Annotated in this window: 14 protein-coding genes and 1 tRNA gene; 6 read left to right on the top strand and 9 right to left on the bottom strand. The window is 37.0% G+C overall.

The features are described from left to right. The first annotated feature begins 1 nt into the window (after position 1). From sbcB to QP437_RS08375, 6 genes are all read left to right on the top strand, one after another. Positions 2 to 1,423 carry an exodeoxyribonuclease I gene (gene sbcB / locus QP437_RS08400; protein WP_285267543.1) on the top strand — a complete coding sequence of 474 codons (1,422 nt, stop codon included), beginning with the start codon at positions 2 to 4 and terminating at the stop codon, positions 1,421 to 1,423. Between the two features lie 769 nt (positions 1,424 to 2,192). Continuing rightward, positions 2,193 to 2,678, top strand: a complete 486-nt coding sequence (gene ftnA / locus QP437_RS08395; protein ID WP_285267542.1) for a non-heme ferritin — start codon at positions 2,193 to 2,195, stop codon at positions 2,676 to 2,678. Between the two features lie 20 nt (positions 2,679 to 2,698). Beyond that, positions 2,699 to 3,199, top strand: coding sequence for a non-heme ferritin (gene ftnA / locus QP437_RS08390; protein WP_070714008.1), 501 nt, complete (start codon positions 2,699 to 2,701; stop codon positions 3,197 to 3,199). Between the two features lie 194 nt (positions 3,200 to 3,393). Continuing rightward, a tRNA-Leu gene (locus tag QP437_RS08385) sits at positions 3,394 to 3,479 on the top strand. Between the two features lie 58 nt (positions 3,480 to 3,537). Further along, the gene (gene ttcA, locus QP437_RS08380) at positions 3,538 to 4,467 is read left to right on the top strand and encodes a tRNA 2-thiocytidine(32) synthetase TtcA (RefSeq protein WP_285267541.1); all 930 of its coding nucleotides are present in this window, start codon (positions 3,538 to 3,540) and stop codon (positions 4,465 to 4,467) included. A 1-nt stretch (position 4,468) separates the two neighbouring features. Next, the gene (locus tag QP437_RS08375; protein WP_285267540.1) at positions 4,469 to 4,798 is read left to right on the top strand and encodes a TusE/DsrC/DsvC family sulfur relay protein; all 330 of its coding nucleotides are present in this window, start codon (positions 4,469 to 4,471) and stop codon (positions 4,796 to 4,798) included. A gap of 94 nt (positions 4,799 to 4,892) precedes the next feature. Here the strand turns inward: QP437_RS08375 and QP437_RS08370 are convergent, their stop codons facing one another. The 9 genes from QP437_RS08370 to QP437_RS08330 form a co-directional block, all read right to left on the bottom strand. After that, positions 4,893 to 6,341, bottom strand: coding sequence for a hypothetical protein (locus QP437_RS08370; protein ID WP_285267539.1), 1,449 nt, complete (start codon positions 6,339 to 6,341; stop codon positions 4,893 to 4,895). Between the two features lie 9 nt (positions 6,342 to 6,350). Next, on the bottom strand, positions 6,351 to 7,841 hold the full coding sequence (locus QP437_RS08365; RefSeq protein WP_285267538.1) for a hypothetical protein: 1,491 nt from the start codon (positions 7,839 to 7,841) through the stop codon (positions 6,351 to 6,353). Between the two features lie 100 nt (positions 7,842 to 7,941). Further along, on the bottom strand, positions 7,942 to 8,427 hold the full coding sequence (locus QP437_RS08360; RefSeq protein WP_265469525.1) for a hypothetical protein: 486 nt from the start codon (positions 8,425 to 8,427) through the stop codon (positions 7,942 to 7,944). Between the two features lie 9 nt (positions 8,428 to 8,436). Continuing rightward, the gene (locus QP437_RS08355) at positions 8,437 to 9,141 is read right to left on the bottom strand and encodes a hypothetical protein (protein WP_054419549.1); all 705 of its coding nucleotides are present in this window, start codon (positions 9,139 to 9,141) and stop codon (positions 8,437 to 8,439) included. A gap of 20 nt (positions 9,142 to 9,161) precedes the next feature. Continuing rightward, positions 9,162 to 10,739, bottom strand: coding sequence for an SUMF1/EgtB/PvdO family nonheme iron enzyme (locus QP437_RS08350; protein WP_285267537.1), 1,578 nt, complete (start codon positions 10,737 to 10,739; stop codon positions 9,162 to 9,164). After that, positions 10,732 to 11,940: an ABC transporter permease gene (locus QP437_RS08345; RefSeq protein ID WP_285267536.1), complete on the bottom strand. Its 1,209-nt coding sequence runs from the start codon at positions 11,938 to 11,940 to the stop codon at positions 10,732 to 10,734. Before QP437_RS08345 ends, QP437_RS08350 begins: the two co-directional genes overlap by 8 nt. Positions 11,941 to 11,958: 18 nt before the next feature. Continuing rightward, the gene (locus tag QP437_RS08340; protein WP_032822434.1) at positions 11,959 to 12,678 is read right to left on the bottom strand and encodes an ABC transporter ATP-binding protein; all 720 of its coding nucleotides are present in this window, start codon (positions 12,676 to 12,678) and stop codon (positions 11,959 to 11,961) included. 13 nt (positions 12,679 to 12,691) lie between these two features. Then, positions 12,692 to 14,644: a vWA domain-containing protein gene (locus tag QP437_RS08335; protein WP_336620761.1), complete on the bottom strand. Its 1,953-nt coding sequence runs from the start codon at positions 14,642 to 14,644 to the stop codon at positions 12,692 to 12,694. A gap of 50 nt (positions 14,645 to 14,694) precedes the next feature. Then, a complete protein-coding gene (locus tag QP437_RS08330) occupies positions 14,695 to 15,684 on the bottom strand; it encodes a hypothetical protein (protein ID WP_285267534.1) in 990 nt (329 codons plus the stop codon). Between the last annotated feature and the right edge of the window lie 4 nt (positions 15,685 to 15,688).

Here is a 15,688-nt window from a genome sequence, read left to right as displayed (position 1 = left end):
TATGGCAAACAATTTTAGTTTTTTTATCTACGATTACGAAAGTTTTGGTATCAATTCGGCAAGTGATCGTCCAGCGCAATTTGCAGGTATTCGTACCGATGCAGATTTCAATATCATTGGTGAGCCTATTATGTTGTATTGCAAGCAAACCAATGATTATTTGCCAGCTCCCGAGGCCGTAATGGTTACAGGAATCACACCGCAAGAATGTAATGAAAAGGGGATTCCTGAGCCTGAATTTGCCGCAAAAATTCTAGCTGAATTTTCACAACCTAATACCTGTGTGATGGGTTACAACAACATTCGTTATGACGATGAAATGACGCGTTATACCTTTTACCGTAACTTCATCGATCCCTATGAATATAGCTGGAAAAATGGCAATTCTCGTTGGGATTTACTGGATTTGGTCCGGGCTTGCTATGCGCTGCGTCCAGAAGGGATAAATTGGGCTTATGACGATGATGGTATGCCAAGCTTTCGCTTAGAAAAACTAACCAAAGCAAATGGTATTGAGCATGAAAATGCCCATGATGCGATGTCGGATGTGTATGCAACCATCGCTATGGCTAAATTAATCAAAGAAAAGCAGCCTAAATTATTTCAATTCTTCTTTGAGTATAGAGGTAAAAAGGAAATTGAGAAGCTAATTGATACCGCGGAAATGACACCATTAGTGCACGTTTCAGGTATGCTAGGGAATTATCGCGGCAATTGTGCTTGGGTGGCACCATTAGCATGGCATCCAACTAATCAAAATGCCGTAATCGTCTGTGATTTATCAGGTGATATTGATAATTTACTCAGTAAAAGTGCGGTTGATTTGCGACAAGATTTATATACCAAGAAAAGCGAGCTAGAAGAAAGGGGAGTTTCATCAGTTCCATTGAAATTGGTTCATATTAATAAATGCCCAATTTTGGCGCCTGCAAAAACGTTACTGCCAGAAAATGCAGCTCGTTTAGGAATAGACAGACAACAATGCTTAGATAATTTAGCAAAATTGCGCCAATCCTTAGATATTCGCGAGAAAGTTATTGAAATCTTCTCAGAAGAACGTGAATTTGAGCCGAGCGATAATGTAGAAACTGAACTTTATAACGGTTTCTTTAGCAATGCCGATAAAAACAATATGGCTATTTTACGTGATTTACCACCTGAAAAATTAGCTGATCATGGTTTAGCATTTGAAGATAAACGAATTCCTGAATTGTTATTCCATTATCGTGCAAGACATTTCTACAAAACCCTAAATCGTGCTGAGCAAATCAAATGGCAAAAATATCGCCAACGTAAATTAGAACAAAGTGCGGTTAAATTTGAAGAAAGTTTACAGCAGTTAGCAGAGGAATATTCAGATAATCCAAACAAACTTAATTTACTGCAACAGGTTTATGAATACGGAGCAAAACTGTTATCTTAATCTTATACATATCGTGACATAGTCACACAAATGCCATTCATCAAAAACGTAAATCTTAATCCCTGAGATTTACGTTTTTCTTTTTTAACTCTGATGATATTCAACCTCATAAAATAACGCAGAATTCACGTAGCGTTGTCATTATTTGATACATATAAACTTCTTTATTTTTTCCTTACATAACAACTTTAGAGTGTATAAATCATTATTTCATCTTATTGCAAGGTGTTGTGAAGCTAGATTTTGCATTGCTTGAGTGGTGTTCGTGACCTGTGCATAACTCTGTGATCTTATTAATACGTAGCCCTCACTAACCTTGTAGTTAATTTCGTATAATGTATATTATGTTAAATTAAATATATGAGCATGTCACAAATCAATATAAGTGACTATCCTATTTTATGTATTAGTCAAAATAAGGTGAGTTTCGGCTTATGGATATAGAAGAAATAAATGGATGTCTTTGAGATGGAATAATTAAATTAGAATGAAATTTTGAGATAACGCTACGTAAATTCTAAATACAATTGCGTACATCAATTCACCAGATTTCATCATTCTTGATCTGATAATGAGAATTTATTTTACATATATTGCATAAATGAGAATAATTAACATTGATTTTTTCTTTATTATTAGTATGTTATGAAAAAAAATTAAAAAAAATGCTTGACCATTCTCATTTGTGAGATTAGAATACACACCGATGACAAGTTAAGCAGTCTTGTTTTTATTTTTAATCTCTACTTAATAAGGAAAGGAGTTGGTTATGCTTAATAAAGCAATCGCAGATAAGTTAAATGAACAAATCAATTTAGAGTTCTACTCTTCTAATGTTTATTTACAAATGAGTTCTTGGTGTAGCAAGCACGGTTACGAAGGTGCTGCAGCATTTTTACTTCGTCATGCTGATGAAGAATTAGAACACATGCAAAAATTATTCAAATATGTGAGTGAAACAAGTGGTATGCCACTTTTAGGTAAAATTGATGCACCTAAGAATAACTACAAATCACTTAAAGAAGTATTTGAAACCACACTTGAACATGAAAAACTCGTTACTTCTAAAATTAATGAATTAGTTGAAGTAACTTTTGCAAACAAAGACTATTCTACTTTTAACTTCTTACAATGGTATGTTGCAGAACAACACGAAGAGGAAAAATTATTCAATAGCATTATTGATAAATTTAACTTGCTGGGTGAAGACGGTCGTTCGCTTTACTTTATCGATCGTGATTTAGCAACATTATAATTTTAGAAGGAGAATACAAAATGTTATCAGCAAACGTAATCAAATTATTAAATGATCAAATGAACCTTGAGTTCTACTCTTCAAACCTTTACTTACAAATGAGTGCATGGTGCGAACAAAATGGTTTTGAAGGTGCAGCTAAATTCTTATCAGAACACGCTGCAGAAGAAATGCAACACATGCGTAAATTATTCACTTATTTAAATGAAACTGGTGCATTAGCGGTAATCACTGCAATTGAAGCACCTGCGCATGAGTACAAGTCATTAAAAGAAATCATTGAATTAACTTATGAACACGAAAAATTGATCACAAGTAAAATCAATGAATTAGTGGGTAAAACTTTTGAAGAAAAAGACTACTCTGCATTCAATTTCTTACAATGGTATGTTGCAGAACAACACGAAGAAGAGAAATTATTCAGCGGTATTTTAGACAAATTAAATCTTCTTGGCGAAGATGGCAAAGGCTTATTCTTAATCGATAAAGATTTAGGTAACCTTGCTGGTCAAACCGCTTAATTAGATAATCATAAAGCTTAGTAGAAATACTAAGCTTTTATTTTACTCATAAATTGTGACAACGTATCAAATTATTTTAAACTTCCCTTTCATCTTTGAATACAAGTTGATGAAATTTAAAACAACCACACCTTTTTAATGAAATTTTACTTGCAACAAAGTAAGATAAACGTATAATTCAGAACAACCCAAATGCCTGGGTGGCGAAATTGGTAGACGCAGCGGATTCAAAATCCGCCGGTGAATAACCGTGTCGGTTCGAGTCCGACCCTAGGCACCACAGAATTTATAAGCTCTGAAGTTATTCAGGGCTTTTTTATTAGCTAAAGTAAATCAATATGATAGAACAAAACCAATATAAAAAACAAACTTATAATTTCAATAAACTGCAAAAACGTCTTCGCCGTAATGTAGGCAATGCAATTGCTGATTTTGGCATGATTGAAGATGGTGATAAAGTGATGGTTTGTCTTTCTGGTGGTAAAGACAGCTATACACTTCTTGATATTTTGTTGAATTTACAACAAAGCGCACCAATTAAATTTGATATCGTAGCCGTCAATTTAGACCAAAAACAGCCAGGTTTTCCGGAGCATGTTTTGCCTGAATATCTGCAAAGTATTGGTGTGGATTATAAAATCGTTGAAGAAAATACTTATGGCATAGTAAAAGAGAAAATCCCAGAAGGTAAAACAACGTGCTCTCTCTGCTCTCGCCTACGCCGTGGTATTTTATACCGTACAGCAACCGAACTTGGAGCAACAAAAATTGCACTTGGACACCATCGTGACGATATGCTGGCTACCCTGTTCCTGAATATGTTCTACGGTGGGAAACTAAAATCGATGCCACCGAAATTAATTTCTGATGACGGCAAACAAATTGTGATTCGTCCATTAGCTTATTGTAAAGAAAAAGATATTGAAAAATATGCCGTAGCCAAAGAATTCCCAATTATCCCTTGTAATTTATGTGGTTCTCAACCTAATTTACAACGTCAAGTAGTGAAAGAAATGCTGAATACTTGGGACCGTCAATATCCAGGTCGCTTAGAAACCATGTTTAGTGCGATGCAAAACATTACGTTGTCACACTTATGTGACCCAAAACTCTTCGATTTCAAAGGCATTAAACATGGCCAATCACTTGATGGCATTGAAGGGGATACAGCATTTGATGAAGAACGTATCGAACCAATGAAATCTGATGATGAAGATGCGTCTGACTACGCCGATAATGAAATGATCAGCTTTAAAGAAGTGAATTAATATGATTACCGTACAAGGAAAAAAAATCGAAACCGACGCCTTTGGCTATTTACTTAATATTGCTGATTGGAATGAGGATGTAGCAAAACACATCGCTCAGCTAGAAGGTGTAGAACTGACCGAAGCTCACTGGGAAGTGATTTACTTTGTGCGTGATTTCTATCAAGAATATAACACCTCCCCTGCGATTAGAATGCTGGTAAAAGCAATGTCAGAAAAACTAGGTGCCGACAAAGGTAATAGCCGCTATTTGCAACGGCTCTTCCCTGACGGACCAGCTAAACAAGCAACCAAATTGGCGGGTCTGCCAAAACCAGCTAAATGCTTATAGAATAACGTGACCGCGCGATAAAGTGCGGTTATTTTTTTAGAAAAAATTTAAAAGAATTCTTATATTGAAAAAAGGGCGTTAAACGCCCTTTCCATTATTCATCACAGATTTCTTGCTGTACTGGTTCCATTGATTTCTTAATAGCTTCAGTTAATTTAACTTGATTCGTCATATCACCGTTTAGAATTTCACCACCGGTTGTCTTAGCTAGGCAATCCGTATTATTCCAAGGCGAATTTATATTGACGATATTAATTTTTAATTTGGGTCTTTCTTTCGCTTCTTTTTTAATAAGCTCACAGGCACTGCGATTCGTACAATCACCATTACCTTCGGTAATTAACACAATTAATGCTTCACGTTCTTTACCATCTACCATGGTTAATGCTTTTTGTAATCCTTCATAAATAGGTGTCCCAGGAACACGATGATTGCGTACCTGCATTTTATTAAGTTTGGCTTTTAATGTACTGCGTTGTTCTGCAGTAAATATGCCATGATTGGTAGCATAAGATGCTTTTTTAGAAGTAGATAAACAACTTTTTAGTTCAACCAAACCAATATCCACTGCCGTTGGGATATTATTAATTAATTCCGCTACCGATTTTTTGGATGCCACGGATCGATTTGGTTTGCGCTCCATGTAATAGATATCTTGTTGCGTGATTCCATATTTTGCTGGATTTCTTAATTTTTCGTCAAAAATTGCTACTTTTTTGGCGCTTTCTAATAAGGTATAGCGCATTCCTGAAGCATTATTAAAAATAATTGCCATCTGTGGTGCATCAGTTGGCTTTTCCACTACTCGACAGTTTTTTTTCGGTTCTGGCTTGGGCTCTTCTACTTTTGGTTCTTCTTTTGGTGGTTCTTGAACTGGCTCCGGTTTTGGTTCTTCCACTTTAGGCTCTTCTTTCGGTGGCTCTGGTTTAGGCTCTTCTTTCTTCGGTTCTTCGACCTTAGGTGGTTCTACTTTAGGCGGTACAACCGGTTCGCGATTGAGCCACCACCAAGCCAATAAGCCTAGTAGTAATAAAAGAAGCGGTAAAAGCCAATAGCACCAACGGTGTTTTGGTGCAGTAAGGGGAACAACTGGTGGTGGAGCCGGTGGTTCTACTTTTTTTCCAATACCCCAACCAGTAATAACTGGTTCATTATTTACTAAATAAATTTGACGGGTATCATGAGTCGCCCCTTCCACCAATTGAGCTAACCAAGCACTTTGTTCGGGTGTCAGTACACCTTTAGTCATAAGTTCCTGATTCAATGTTACAATCGCATTTAGGCGTTGTTGAATCAGTGAAATTATTGGTTTAAATTGCTTCTCTTCTTGCATTTCTTGAGCAATCAAGACTGGCTGACCTTCTAGCTCGCTATACCATTCCACAGTAACCTGATCAGCTTTTATTTCAGGTTTTGCAAATAAAGTGGCGGTACTTGGTGGCAAATGGCTACGCAAGATTTTAATTATTTCATCATAATGGGCAAAAAGTGCGGTCACATTTTGATTAATTTCTTGCAATTTAAAACGAGCTAGACGTTGCATAAGCGTTCCTTATTCACACTCATCAGTTTTAGTCATAGGTTTAATAGCTTGATTCACCATACTCACCACTTGTTTCTGATTATTTGCGGTAAATACTTTTCCGCCAGTAGCGCTTGCTACACAGTTGGCAGCTTTAGCCCCCCCAATATCAACCACATTCACTTTTAAACGCGGTTTTTGTTTGGCTATTTGATTAGCTAGGCCACAAATATCTGATGTAGTACAGCTATCTTTGCCATCACTTAGAAGCAAAATAAAGGCATCGCGTTTTACACCATCAATCATGCTGCTTGCAATTTGTAATCCATTATATAGAGGAGTTCCGCTATTCTCTTCTCCTGGTTTCATTGCTTGAATTTTGGCTTTAAGTGCATTACGTTTACCTGGTGAATAGAAACCATGGTTAGTTGCAGCCGGACAAGTTTTTAATGAGACTAAACCGATATCTACATTTTTGCCGATGCTATTAATAATATTGGAAGAGGCTTTTTTTGCAGTGGCTAAGCGATTTGGTAAACGACGCATATACTGAAGTTCCTCATCACTTACACCATACGCATCCCAACGCTGTTCAAAATTACTTATAGTTTGTGAGTTCTCTAACAAACTATAAAGCATTGATGCAGAATTATCAAAAATCATTACCATCTGTGGTGTTTCACCTGGTTTGTATTTAGGTTTGCACACTTTTTGTGGTGGTTGTTTAGGCTCTTCTTTCGGTGGCTCAACAACAGGAGGCTCTACTTTCGGCTCTTCCTTAATAGGCTCTTGAACAGGCTCTGGTTTAGGCTCCTCAACCTTTGGTTCCTCCTTTAGAGGCTCCGGTTTAGGCTCTTCAACCTTTGGCTCTTCTTTTGGAGGTTCTGGTTTAGGCTCCTCAATTTTTGGTTCTTCTTTTTTCGGTTCTTCTACCTTAGGCGGTTCCACTTTAGGGGGAATAACAGGTTCACGATTAAACCACCACCAAGCCAATAAACCGAGTAGTAATAAAAGAAGCGGTAATAACCAATAACACCAACGGTGTTTAGGTGCAGCAACAGGAACAACCGGTGGCGGAGCCGGTGGTTCTACTTTTTTTCCAATACCCCAACCAGTAATAACGGGTTCATTATTTACTAAATAAATTTGACGGGTATCATGAGTTGCCCCATCCACTAATTGATTTAACCAAGCACTTTGCTCTGCACTAATGCTACCTTTTTGGGTTAAATTTTGAGTAAGTGCCGATATAGCATTTAGACGTTGTTGGATAACAGGAGAGATTTTTTGTAATGCAGCTTTACCTGATTCATTTTCAGGTATCAGATAAGGTTGACCTTCCAACTCACTATACCATTCTACAGTTACTCGATCTGATTTTATTTCAGGTTTAGCGAATAAAGTAGCTGTGCTCGGTGGAAGATGAGCTCTCACAATTTTAAGTATTTCATCGTAATGTTCAAAAAGCACGGTTGCATTTTGATTAATTTCTTCTAGTTTAAAACGAGCTAAACGTTGCATAAATCCCTCTACATTTGAGTCGTATTATTGGAATAAAAACTGTCAATATTCTTATTCCAATAGTAAGGGCTGATCTTTTTTTCAAGATCAGCCTTTACAATTATTTAACAGCAAGCGCTTTTTTGTAAGCAGTCAACTTACGCTGTAACGTTTGCAATTCTTTTGCTTTAGCTTCATCAGATGCACTAGAAGTATTTACCTGCTTCATTTGTTGTTCTACATCTTGAATTTTTGCTAATAGGTCGCTATTACCTTGAGCTTTTTGTTTAAGCAAGGCTGCATCATTTTGCAATTCTTTATTTAAATTAGCCAATGCAGCTTTCTTCTGATTAAGTTGCTTGGTTGATTTATTTTTTGCTTCTTGAGCTCGTTTATTTTTAGCTTGCAAATCAGCATTTTTGGCTTGCTCTTGTGATAACTCGCTTTCTTTACGCTGTACTCGGGTATCATAGCTACCTGAATTCACACAGGCCATTTTACCCCAAATACTTTGCTCCACATTTGGATCACATTCTTCAGGAGTCGCAGAACAAGCAACTAATAAAGCACAAGCAGAAAGTGCGGTGAATAATTTAATCGTTTTCACGCTAACTCCTTACCCAACTTGAATTGCAGAGCGCTGTTTCACCTGTGCTTGTAATGCTTGTTCATAGGTTGAAACCTGTTTTCTTAATTGAGAAATTTCTTGATCCAATCTCTTGCTTGAAGCACCGGAAGAACGTTCAGCTTTAGCTGTATCGCTAAGCATATTTAAATTGGATTTCATTACACTTAAACGTTCTTGTGCAGCTTTAATATCAGCATCTACTTGAGCTAATTGTTGTTTAGCTTCTGCTTTTTGAATTGTTCCGGATTTTAATTGACTATTCACTTTAGCGATCAATTGATTGTTTTTAGCCGTAGCAGCATTTAATTTTGCTGTGGATTTTTGTACCATCTGTGAATTTTGACGAACATCAGCAATATAAGCATTCAAACGATCTTCTTTTTTCACATAAGTTTTACGTTGTTTTTCTAAATAGTAGTTAGCACTCATACCAGCTGCACAGCCTGCTGCTCCACCAATTGCGGCACCAGCTACAGTACTTTCAGTATCACCACCCGTCAATAATCCTGTTAAAGCTCCTAATGCAGCACCTCCTGCAGCTCCCCAAGCACAAGAACCCCAGCCTGATGAGCTAAAAAATTTAGCATCATCACCGCTATCTAAGCTGCTTGAACTACTACCTGTACCAGCACAGCCTGCAAGGGCTAATGAACTAGATAAAATTAGTACACCAAAGGTCTTTTTCAATTTCATAAGATTTTCCTTATTTATCATTAGTGAGTTTGAGGTTTAATTTGATTACATTGCTGTAACCATTGTTCTCGGGTAATTTTGCCATTCTGATAATATTGGCTTAAATGTTTCCAATATAAATCAAGGTACTGGCTCAAATTCGTCGCTTGTCCATTAGCAAGTTTTTTCTCATTCATCATGGATTTTGTTCTTTCTACTTGTTCTTTTACATTAGCAAGGCTATAAGTGTCAAATGTATTAGTAATTGTGCCTGCATAATATTGCACAACAAAATCTCTAGCCTTTTCAGCTTCTTGTAATCGTTGTTTAAAATCAGATTCTTTTTGCTGATAAATTTGTTTTAAATCGGTATCCTGTTCATTTTTTATTTCCTCAGCAAAAGCTTTTACTGCTGTTTCTTGCTGTTCTACTTCTGCCTGTAAATCAGAAACATTAGCACAAAGGAATCCACCTAATTGTAAGGCCGAACGAATTGCGGCATCTCGCTGTTCATCTCGTGCCTGGTTTGCTGCTCGCAATTCATCTTTGGTCTTAGTGATTTCTTGTTTAAGTTTTTCATCTTCAACGTTCGACGCTAATTTTTCCAGTTTACCTACAATATTTGGATCATTACTCTCTTTACTGTCTGAGCCTAAAGCAGACCATTCTTGACGTAATTGATTAATACGATTATTTGATGTTAATAAAGGTGCGGTAATTGCTACACGGAATCCCATATCTTTTTTCTTCATCGCGCCATTATTATCGTAATAAGGAACCTCAATACGTGAAGTATTGTTGACTTCACTTTCTCCTTTAATATAGCTTCCACCTCGGGCAATCATGCCCCCCTCTTGACCATGATAGCGGCTTAGCTTATTAGCACGAAAACCGTCAAATACCATTTCAGAAACATTCCCCAATGTATCAAATAAACCAAGTGGATTTGGCTCAAGTAAGCCGATAACTTGCAAACGACCATTAGCATTTTTAGATGACCATGCATAACGAGCAATACCATCTGGCATAGGAAAGGTATTTTCACGGAATGCTGCTTCATCAACTGCAACCCCACCTCGAGAAGCAAATTCCCATTCAGCATTAGTTGGCAAACGGACAAAACCTTTACTTCCATCTTCCGTTGGAAGTTTATCGGCTGCATTTTTAAGTAGCCATTCATTATATTTATGGGTAAATTCTACCGCATCAAACCAACTCATATTAATTGCGGGTAAACTGGTTTTCATATTTACTGAAGGACATTGCTCACCTTTCATTACGGCATTAAACTGAGCTTCTGTCACCTCATATTTTCCTATTAAGAAATAGCGTTCTTGTTTTTCATTGGCAAAACTACCCGAAATATAATTTGGCGTAGCATATTGTGCATAACCATCTTCATCATTGCTATTACCACCGAGAGTGACTTTAATATCTTCTAATGGTTTTTTAGTGTTAGTTTTAATTACTCGAAAAACCATACTCCCTTCACAAGGCATGGGTAATACAATATCACCATCTAATTTTTTCGGATTAAAAAATTTTTCTTCCCAAGGTTGGGCTGAAACAGCCGTACTGGCCATAATTAATGCTAATAAAGAAAAGCGATATTTAAACATCTCGCAGACTCTCCGCAGGTTGAATTTTTACTGCGCGAACTGCCCCTATAGCAGCAACCACGCCAGCAAGTAGAAAAGAGAAAATAAAAGCCAAGCATAAATGTATTGGAGCCAAACGGCTAACAAAATGGGAGCCACTTAAGCTTGTTCCTAGTATTTGATTAAATAATTGACTGCCAAACAAATACAGCCCATAAGATAAAATGAAAGCAATACTACTGAGTACGATTGCTTGAAAAACTAAATAAATACCAACCGCACTTTGTTGAAAACCTATTAACCGTAAAACAGCAATATCCTTACGTTTTCGATCAATATTTGCAAGAAATGCGCCAATAAGAGATAGCACGCAACCGACCACAGAGGTAAAAGCAATGACCATAAAAATAACATTTAATACACTATCAATCGCTTTTACATTTTCAATCGCTTTGGATTCCGTTCGAGTATCAATATGAAATTGTTCACGTAGCTTTAGTGCTAGAGGTGCGACATCATCCAAACTTTTAGCATAAATTCTCGCTCTAGCAAAATTTTTACGGAGTTGATCATTTGGCTTTCCACTTGCAGCAGGGAATAGTTCCGTTTTCATACCATCGCGAAAGTCTTCAACACCAATTAATAATGACATGGGCACAAAAATTGCAGCACGAGGAAATTGTTGCTCATTTAAAATAGCCTGCACTTTTAATTGCAATAATGCCTTTTCTTCTTGTCCATTTTCATTTCGAGTTGCAACTAAAGTAATACTTTCACCTTGTTTAGCTTGTAGTTTTTCTGCACTTAATGCACTTAAAATAATCGAATTATCATTTAGCAAAGATTGTTGAGTAATTGGGTCGTTTGAAGTTGTTGGAATTAATTCCACATTACGAACAAAATTTGCCTCTTTCTTCAAATCAATAATTGTATTAAGCGAACGCGTTAATGGAATCGAGAATTGGGTTTCCGGCTGTTGTTTAAGCCAATCAAACCAGTCTTGAGAAAGATTTAAATTACCAACAATTTTAATTTCTAAATTGGTTGGATCATTAACCAATTGATGACGTAATTGAGAAACAATGCCATATTTCAAACTAAATAGAAGCAATAAAGGAGCAATTACCGCTACCAATGAAGCGATAATACAAAAAGAAACCTTACGATCATAGAAAATATCGTTTAGTGCTAATTTTGCCAATAATGTAAATCTATTTTTCATCAAGATACCCTATTCTTGCTAGTCATTATTGGCCTGTTCAATAAAACAAGACTGACGTAAAGACATATCCAATTTTGCACTAAAAGTACGAAGTTCATTACGTTGCACTAAATCCCAATCATGAGTCACTAGCAGCACAGCAATTTTTTGCTGTTTTGCTAAGGATAGCATTAAATGAAATAAAATCTCTGAGTGATGGGGATCTAATGCAGATGTCGGTTCATCCGCTAATAATAAAAGTGGTTTATGGGCAATAGAGCGAACAAAAGCGACCCGTTGACGTTCACCTATAGAAAGCTGCTTTGGATATTTTGTCATTAAATGATTGATGTTTAGTTTTTCGCATAGATGATGTAACCAACTTTCATCAGCCAAAATTCCATTTGTTTGACAAGGTAGCAGAATATTTTGCCATACGCTTAAAAAAGGTAATAGCCCACCATTTTGTAACATAAAGCCAAGATTTTTAGAGCGAATCTCAGCCAAAGTCTTTTGCTTATTACTCAGAATAAGGGGGGCTAAATCCATGCTTAAAGTAGCTGAGCTTAATTCATATTGGCTCAAGTTATCCGGTTTTAAAATTAGCCCCATCATTTCCAATAGCGTGCTTTTTCCACAACCGCTCGAACCACAAAGTGAAACGACCTCACCTTCAGCCAAAGATAAATGCGGTAGGGAAACCGTAAAACTTTGCTCCCCTTGTCCGCGAGTTATGGATAAATCTTTAATGGTTAACACGCTATATCCTTTTCTATGGTAAGGCATCCAATGGTACTGGATATACATTATCGCGAGGATCAGCACCCTCTGATAAAGAAATCCAACGAGATTGGTCCTCGTTAAAAATACGATAATGACGTAACTTACTATGCAGATCGCGAATAAATTTCTCTTGTTCCTGCACACTCATACCTTTCCACGTATCTTCATCAATTCCGGTCACTTGACTCTTATAAGGAATGCCATCCAAATATTCACCAAGTAAACCTAAATCTGCCAATTTAGTTGATTTATCTTCCTTGATTTTATTTGGATCTTGTCCCATTGCAGCAGCTACTGAACGAAGTTGTGCAAACATATCTGTTGGTGAAATTAACCCGCTATTTGCCGCATCCGCAATTTTCTTTACTACATCACTCAAATCACTTAATTGTGATTTGGTTAGTAATACTCGAGCCTCAGCGGTCGGGACTGTTGGTTTAGCAAAATCACGGTCACTCACCCAAGCTTTAAATACTGGTGGTGCTTTTGTACCTTTTACATCCCCTAAATATGCCAATTGCATTGCTTTACCTAATAAAACAGCATCTTCTTCAATTTCAGATTTTTTCGGATCACCGCTTGTTTTTGTGGTGGCAGTTAATACGCTACCAGCAGCCTCTTCACCTGAGTAAGCTTGTTTCACTTGCTTAGTTAAAGCACTAGCAAGAGTATCTACTTTTTGCCCAAACTCATTCACATCTCCAGTATTGACCGGATAGTAAAGTGGTTTATTTAAATAATTATTAAAAGATAATTCATTATATTGTGCTTGAGCTATTTGATGGTTATTTTTTCCAGATGGTGTTTTAAGATGTAGAGTATAAAGCGCAACACCTCGATGCTGAGCCTCTAAACGTAATTGTTTTGCATCTAACCCCGTAGTTGAAATTGGATTATCCCCTTCAATCGCACCGGCGTCAGTAATCAATACTAAATAACGGCCTCCAAAATTATTCCAATTAATTTCATTTAATGCCTGTGACACACCAGCATAAGCATCTTCACTAAATTCTTTTGAAGAAACAGTAGCTTGTTTTAAATTCGCCACTTTATCCATGAAATCTTTACCATCTTTTACGGTACTAGGATCAACGAACATTTTCGAAGTGTACTCTAATCCAGGTACAGCTTTAGTGCTTGAACGGAACGCCACTAAACCAAATTTAACCTGTTTACCTAAGTTCTCTTTTTCGATTTTTTCATAAACTTTTTTAATCGCATCGCGCGTTCTATTGATGTAAGGATCCATAGAAATCGTCGAATCAATAACAAATACTACCGCAGCGCTAAACCCAACAATTTCTTGAGGTTGGTTTTGACCTGTTTTGTTAGTTTGATTATTGTTTGTTGTGCTTGTAGTTGGTTGAGTGACCGGCTTATCATTTTTGCTGACAGATGCTACCTCTAACAAGCGCTCATAAAATCCTTGACTATCCATCACTTCTTCTCCCTGTAAAACAGGTAAGAGATAGAAGTTTTTTTGGAAATCTACAAATTCCTTTGGTTCTTCCGCTAACACTTTTTCACTACTTTTCTTTTGGGAAAGTTCAGCACGAATTGGCTCAACTGCTTTAGCTGGAGAATTGTCATTAATAATACTTTCAAGTGTTGCTTTATCCTTAAAGAACAATAAAGAACCCCGATCGGATGGGTTAGTAAAGACCATTGTCATTTGCATATTCCAAGGTACAGCACAATTAGCATCTAACCAACCGACAGTTTTACCAAAGCTATCTGGACCTACCTGCAATAAAGACTTATTACCTACGTTTTCCCGTTTATATACATAATAGCGGGAAAATGCAGGAATTTTTTGACCGCTCTTAGCATCACTTTTTGCTAATAACTCACAACTTGGTGTACTTAACACGCGTTGATAAAGTGTAGTTTTGCCCTCTTGCAGTAATGGTTTTATCTCCTCAGCAAAAACTGACGGAGACATGATTGCTGTTAAGCAACAAAGAGATAAAGTAGAAAGTCTTAACTGTTTCATTATTTTTTCAATGCCTCTAATTTTTCTTTAGCTGTCGCATTATTCGGATCATTACTTAATGCAGTTTCATACCAATAAATTGCTGTTTCCTTATCAGCTTGGAAACAAGAACTACCTTTTTCATATTCCTCCGCATAAGCTAGTGCAATCTCCACATTGCCACCTTGAGCCTGGTTGGCATAAAGTCGTTGAGCAATCGCACATTTATTTGCTTGTTTAGCCGAAGCAATAATTTCTAAAATTTGTTTTGGTTCTGGTTTAGTTTTCAGACAGCTCTGAATAAATGCCAATTCATCATTGGTATTTGTATCCACTGCACAGTCAGATTTTGCTACTGGCTCATCTTTCTTATTTAAGAAGAAATAAGCTCCAACTCCCCCCCCAATCAACAGGGCTAAAATTAAGGCAATTAAGCCGCCTTTACTTTTTTTCTTTTGCTCTACTGAAACTGGTACTTCAATATTCTCTACAGGCTCAGACTGTGTTTCATTTTGTGCTAAATCTTCAAATACTATAGCTGGTTCTGTTGATTGCTCATTTTCAGCTACAACAACGGGTTCTACCAAAGGCTCTTCAATAACTGGTTCTGGCTCAGCTTGCACATGACTTTGTACATAGTCTTCTCGACTGGAGTCACCACCAGCAAGAGAAGCTAAGATATTACCAACCATTCTGACTGGGCCACTATCAACAATCGTACCGTTCTGTACATCACGGACAGACATCATATAACGTACATTACCGATCTGTTGAACAAGGCTATCAATGAGCCATTTACCAATAACACCTTGCAATACATCATTTTCTAAGGTTAATCCCTCCACCTTATGCCATACTGGTTCTGGATTCCATGGAGTATCATTGCCATTAAAATAGCAGCCATCCTGATTTCGCTGTACTGCAATTTCAACTTCTGTACTACCACTCCATTTCGTCGCAGTGAATTTAGCGTATCCTGGACGATCTTCCTCTAATTGAATTCGTAACATTTTC

It is taken from the genome of Haemophilus sp. UMB1048 (genome assembly GCF_030218125.1).
Lineage (GTDB): Bacteria > Pseudomonadota > Gammaproteobacteria > Enterobacterales > Pasteurellaceae > Haemophilus_D.
The sequence above is the reverse complement of the archived record's forward strand: the minus strand, read 5'-3'. Positions and strand labels throughout refer to the sequence as shown.

Bases quoted from the DNA above. Each gene is read 5' to 3' on its own strand.
- sbcB (WP_285267543.1), top strand. From the start codon at position 2: ATGGCAAACAATTTTAGTTTTTTTATCTACGATTACGAAAGTTTTGGT.
- ftnA (WP_285267542.1), top strand. From the start codon at position 2,193: ATGCTTAATAAAGCAATCGCAGATAAGTTAAATGAACAAATCAATTTA.
- ftnA (WP_070714008.1), top strand. From the start codon at position 2,699: ATGTTATCAGCAAACGTAATCAAATTATTAAATGATCAAATGAACCTT.
- ttcA (WP_285267541.1), top strand. From the start codon at position 3,538: ATGATAGAACAAAACCAATATAAAAAACAAACTTATAATTTCAATAAA.
- QP437_RS08375 (WP_285267540.1), top strand. From the start codon at position 4,469: ATGATTACCGTACAAGGAAAAAAAATCGAAACCGACGCCTTTGGCTAT.
- QP437_RS08370 (WP_285267539.1), bottom strand. From the start codon at position 6,341: ATGCAACGTCTAGCTCGTTTTAAATTGCAAGAAATTAATCAAAATGTG.
- QP437_RS08365 (WP_285267538.1), bottom strand. From the start codon at position 7,841: ATGCAACGTTTAGCTCGTTTTAAACTAGAAGAAATTAATCAAAATGCA.
- QP437_RS08355 (WP_054419549.1), bottom strand. From the start codon at position 9,141: ATGAAATTGAAAAAGACCTTTGGTGTACTAATTTTATCTAGTTCATTA.
- QP437_RS08350 (WP_285267537.1), bottom strand. From the start codon at position 10,739: ATGTTTAAATATCGCTTTTCTTTATTAGCATTAATTATGGCCAGTACG.
- QP437_RS08345 (WP_285267536.1), bottom strand. From the start codon at position 11,940: ATGAAAAATAGATTTACATTATTGGCAAAATTAGCACTAAACGATATT.
- QP437_RS08335 (WP_336620761.1), bottom strand. From the start codon at position 14,644: ATGTCTCCGTCAGTTTTTGCTGAGGAGATAAAACCATTACTGCAAGAG.
- QP437_RS08330 (WP_285267534.1), bottom strand. From the start codon at position 15,684: ATGTTACGAATTCAATTAGAGGAAGATCGTCCAGGATACGCTAAATTC.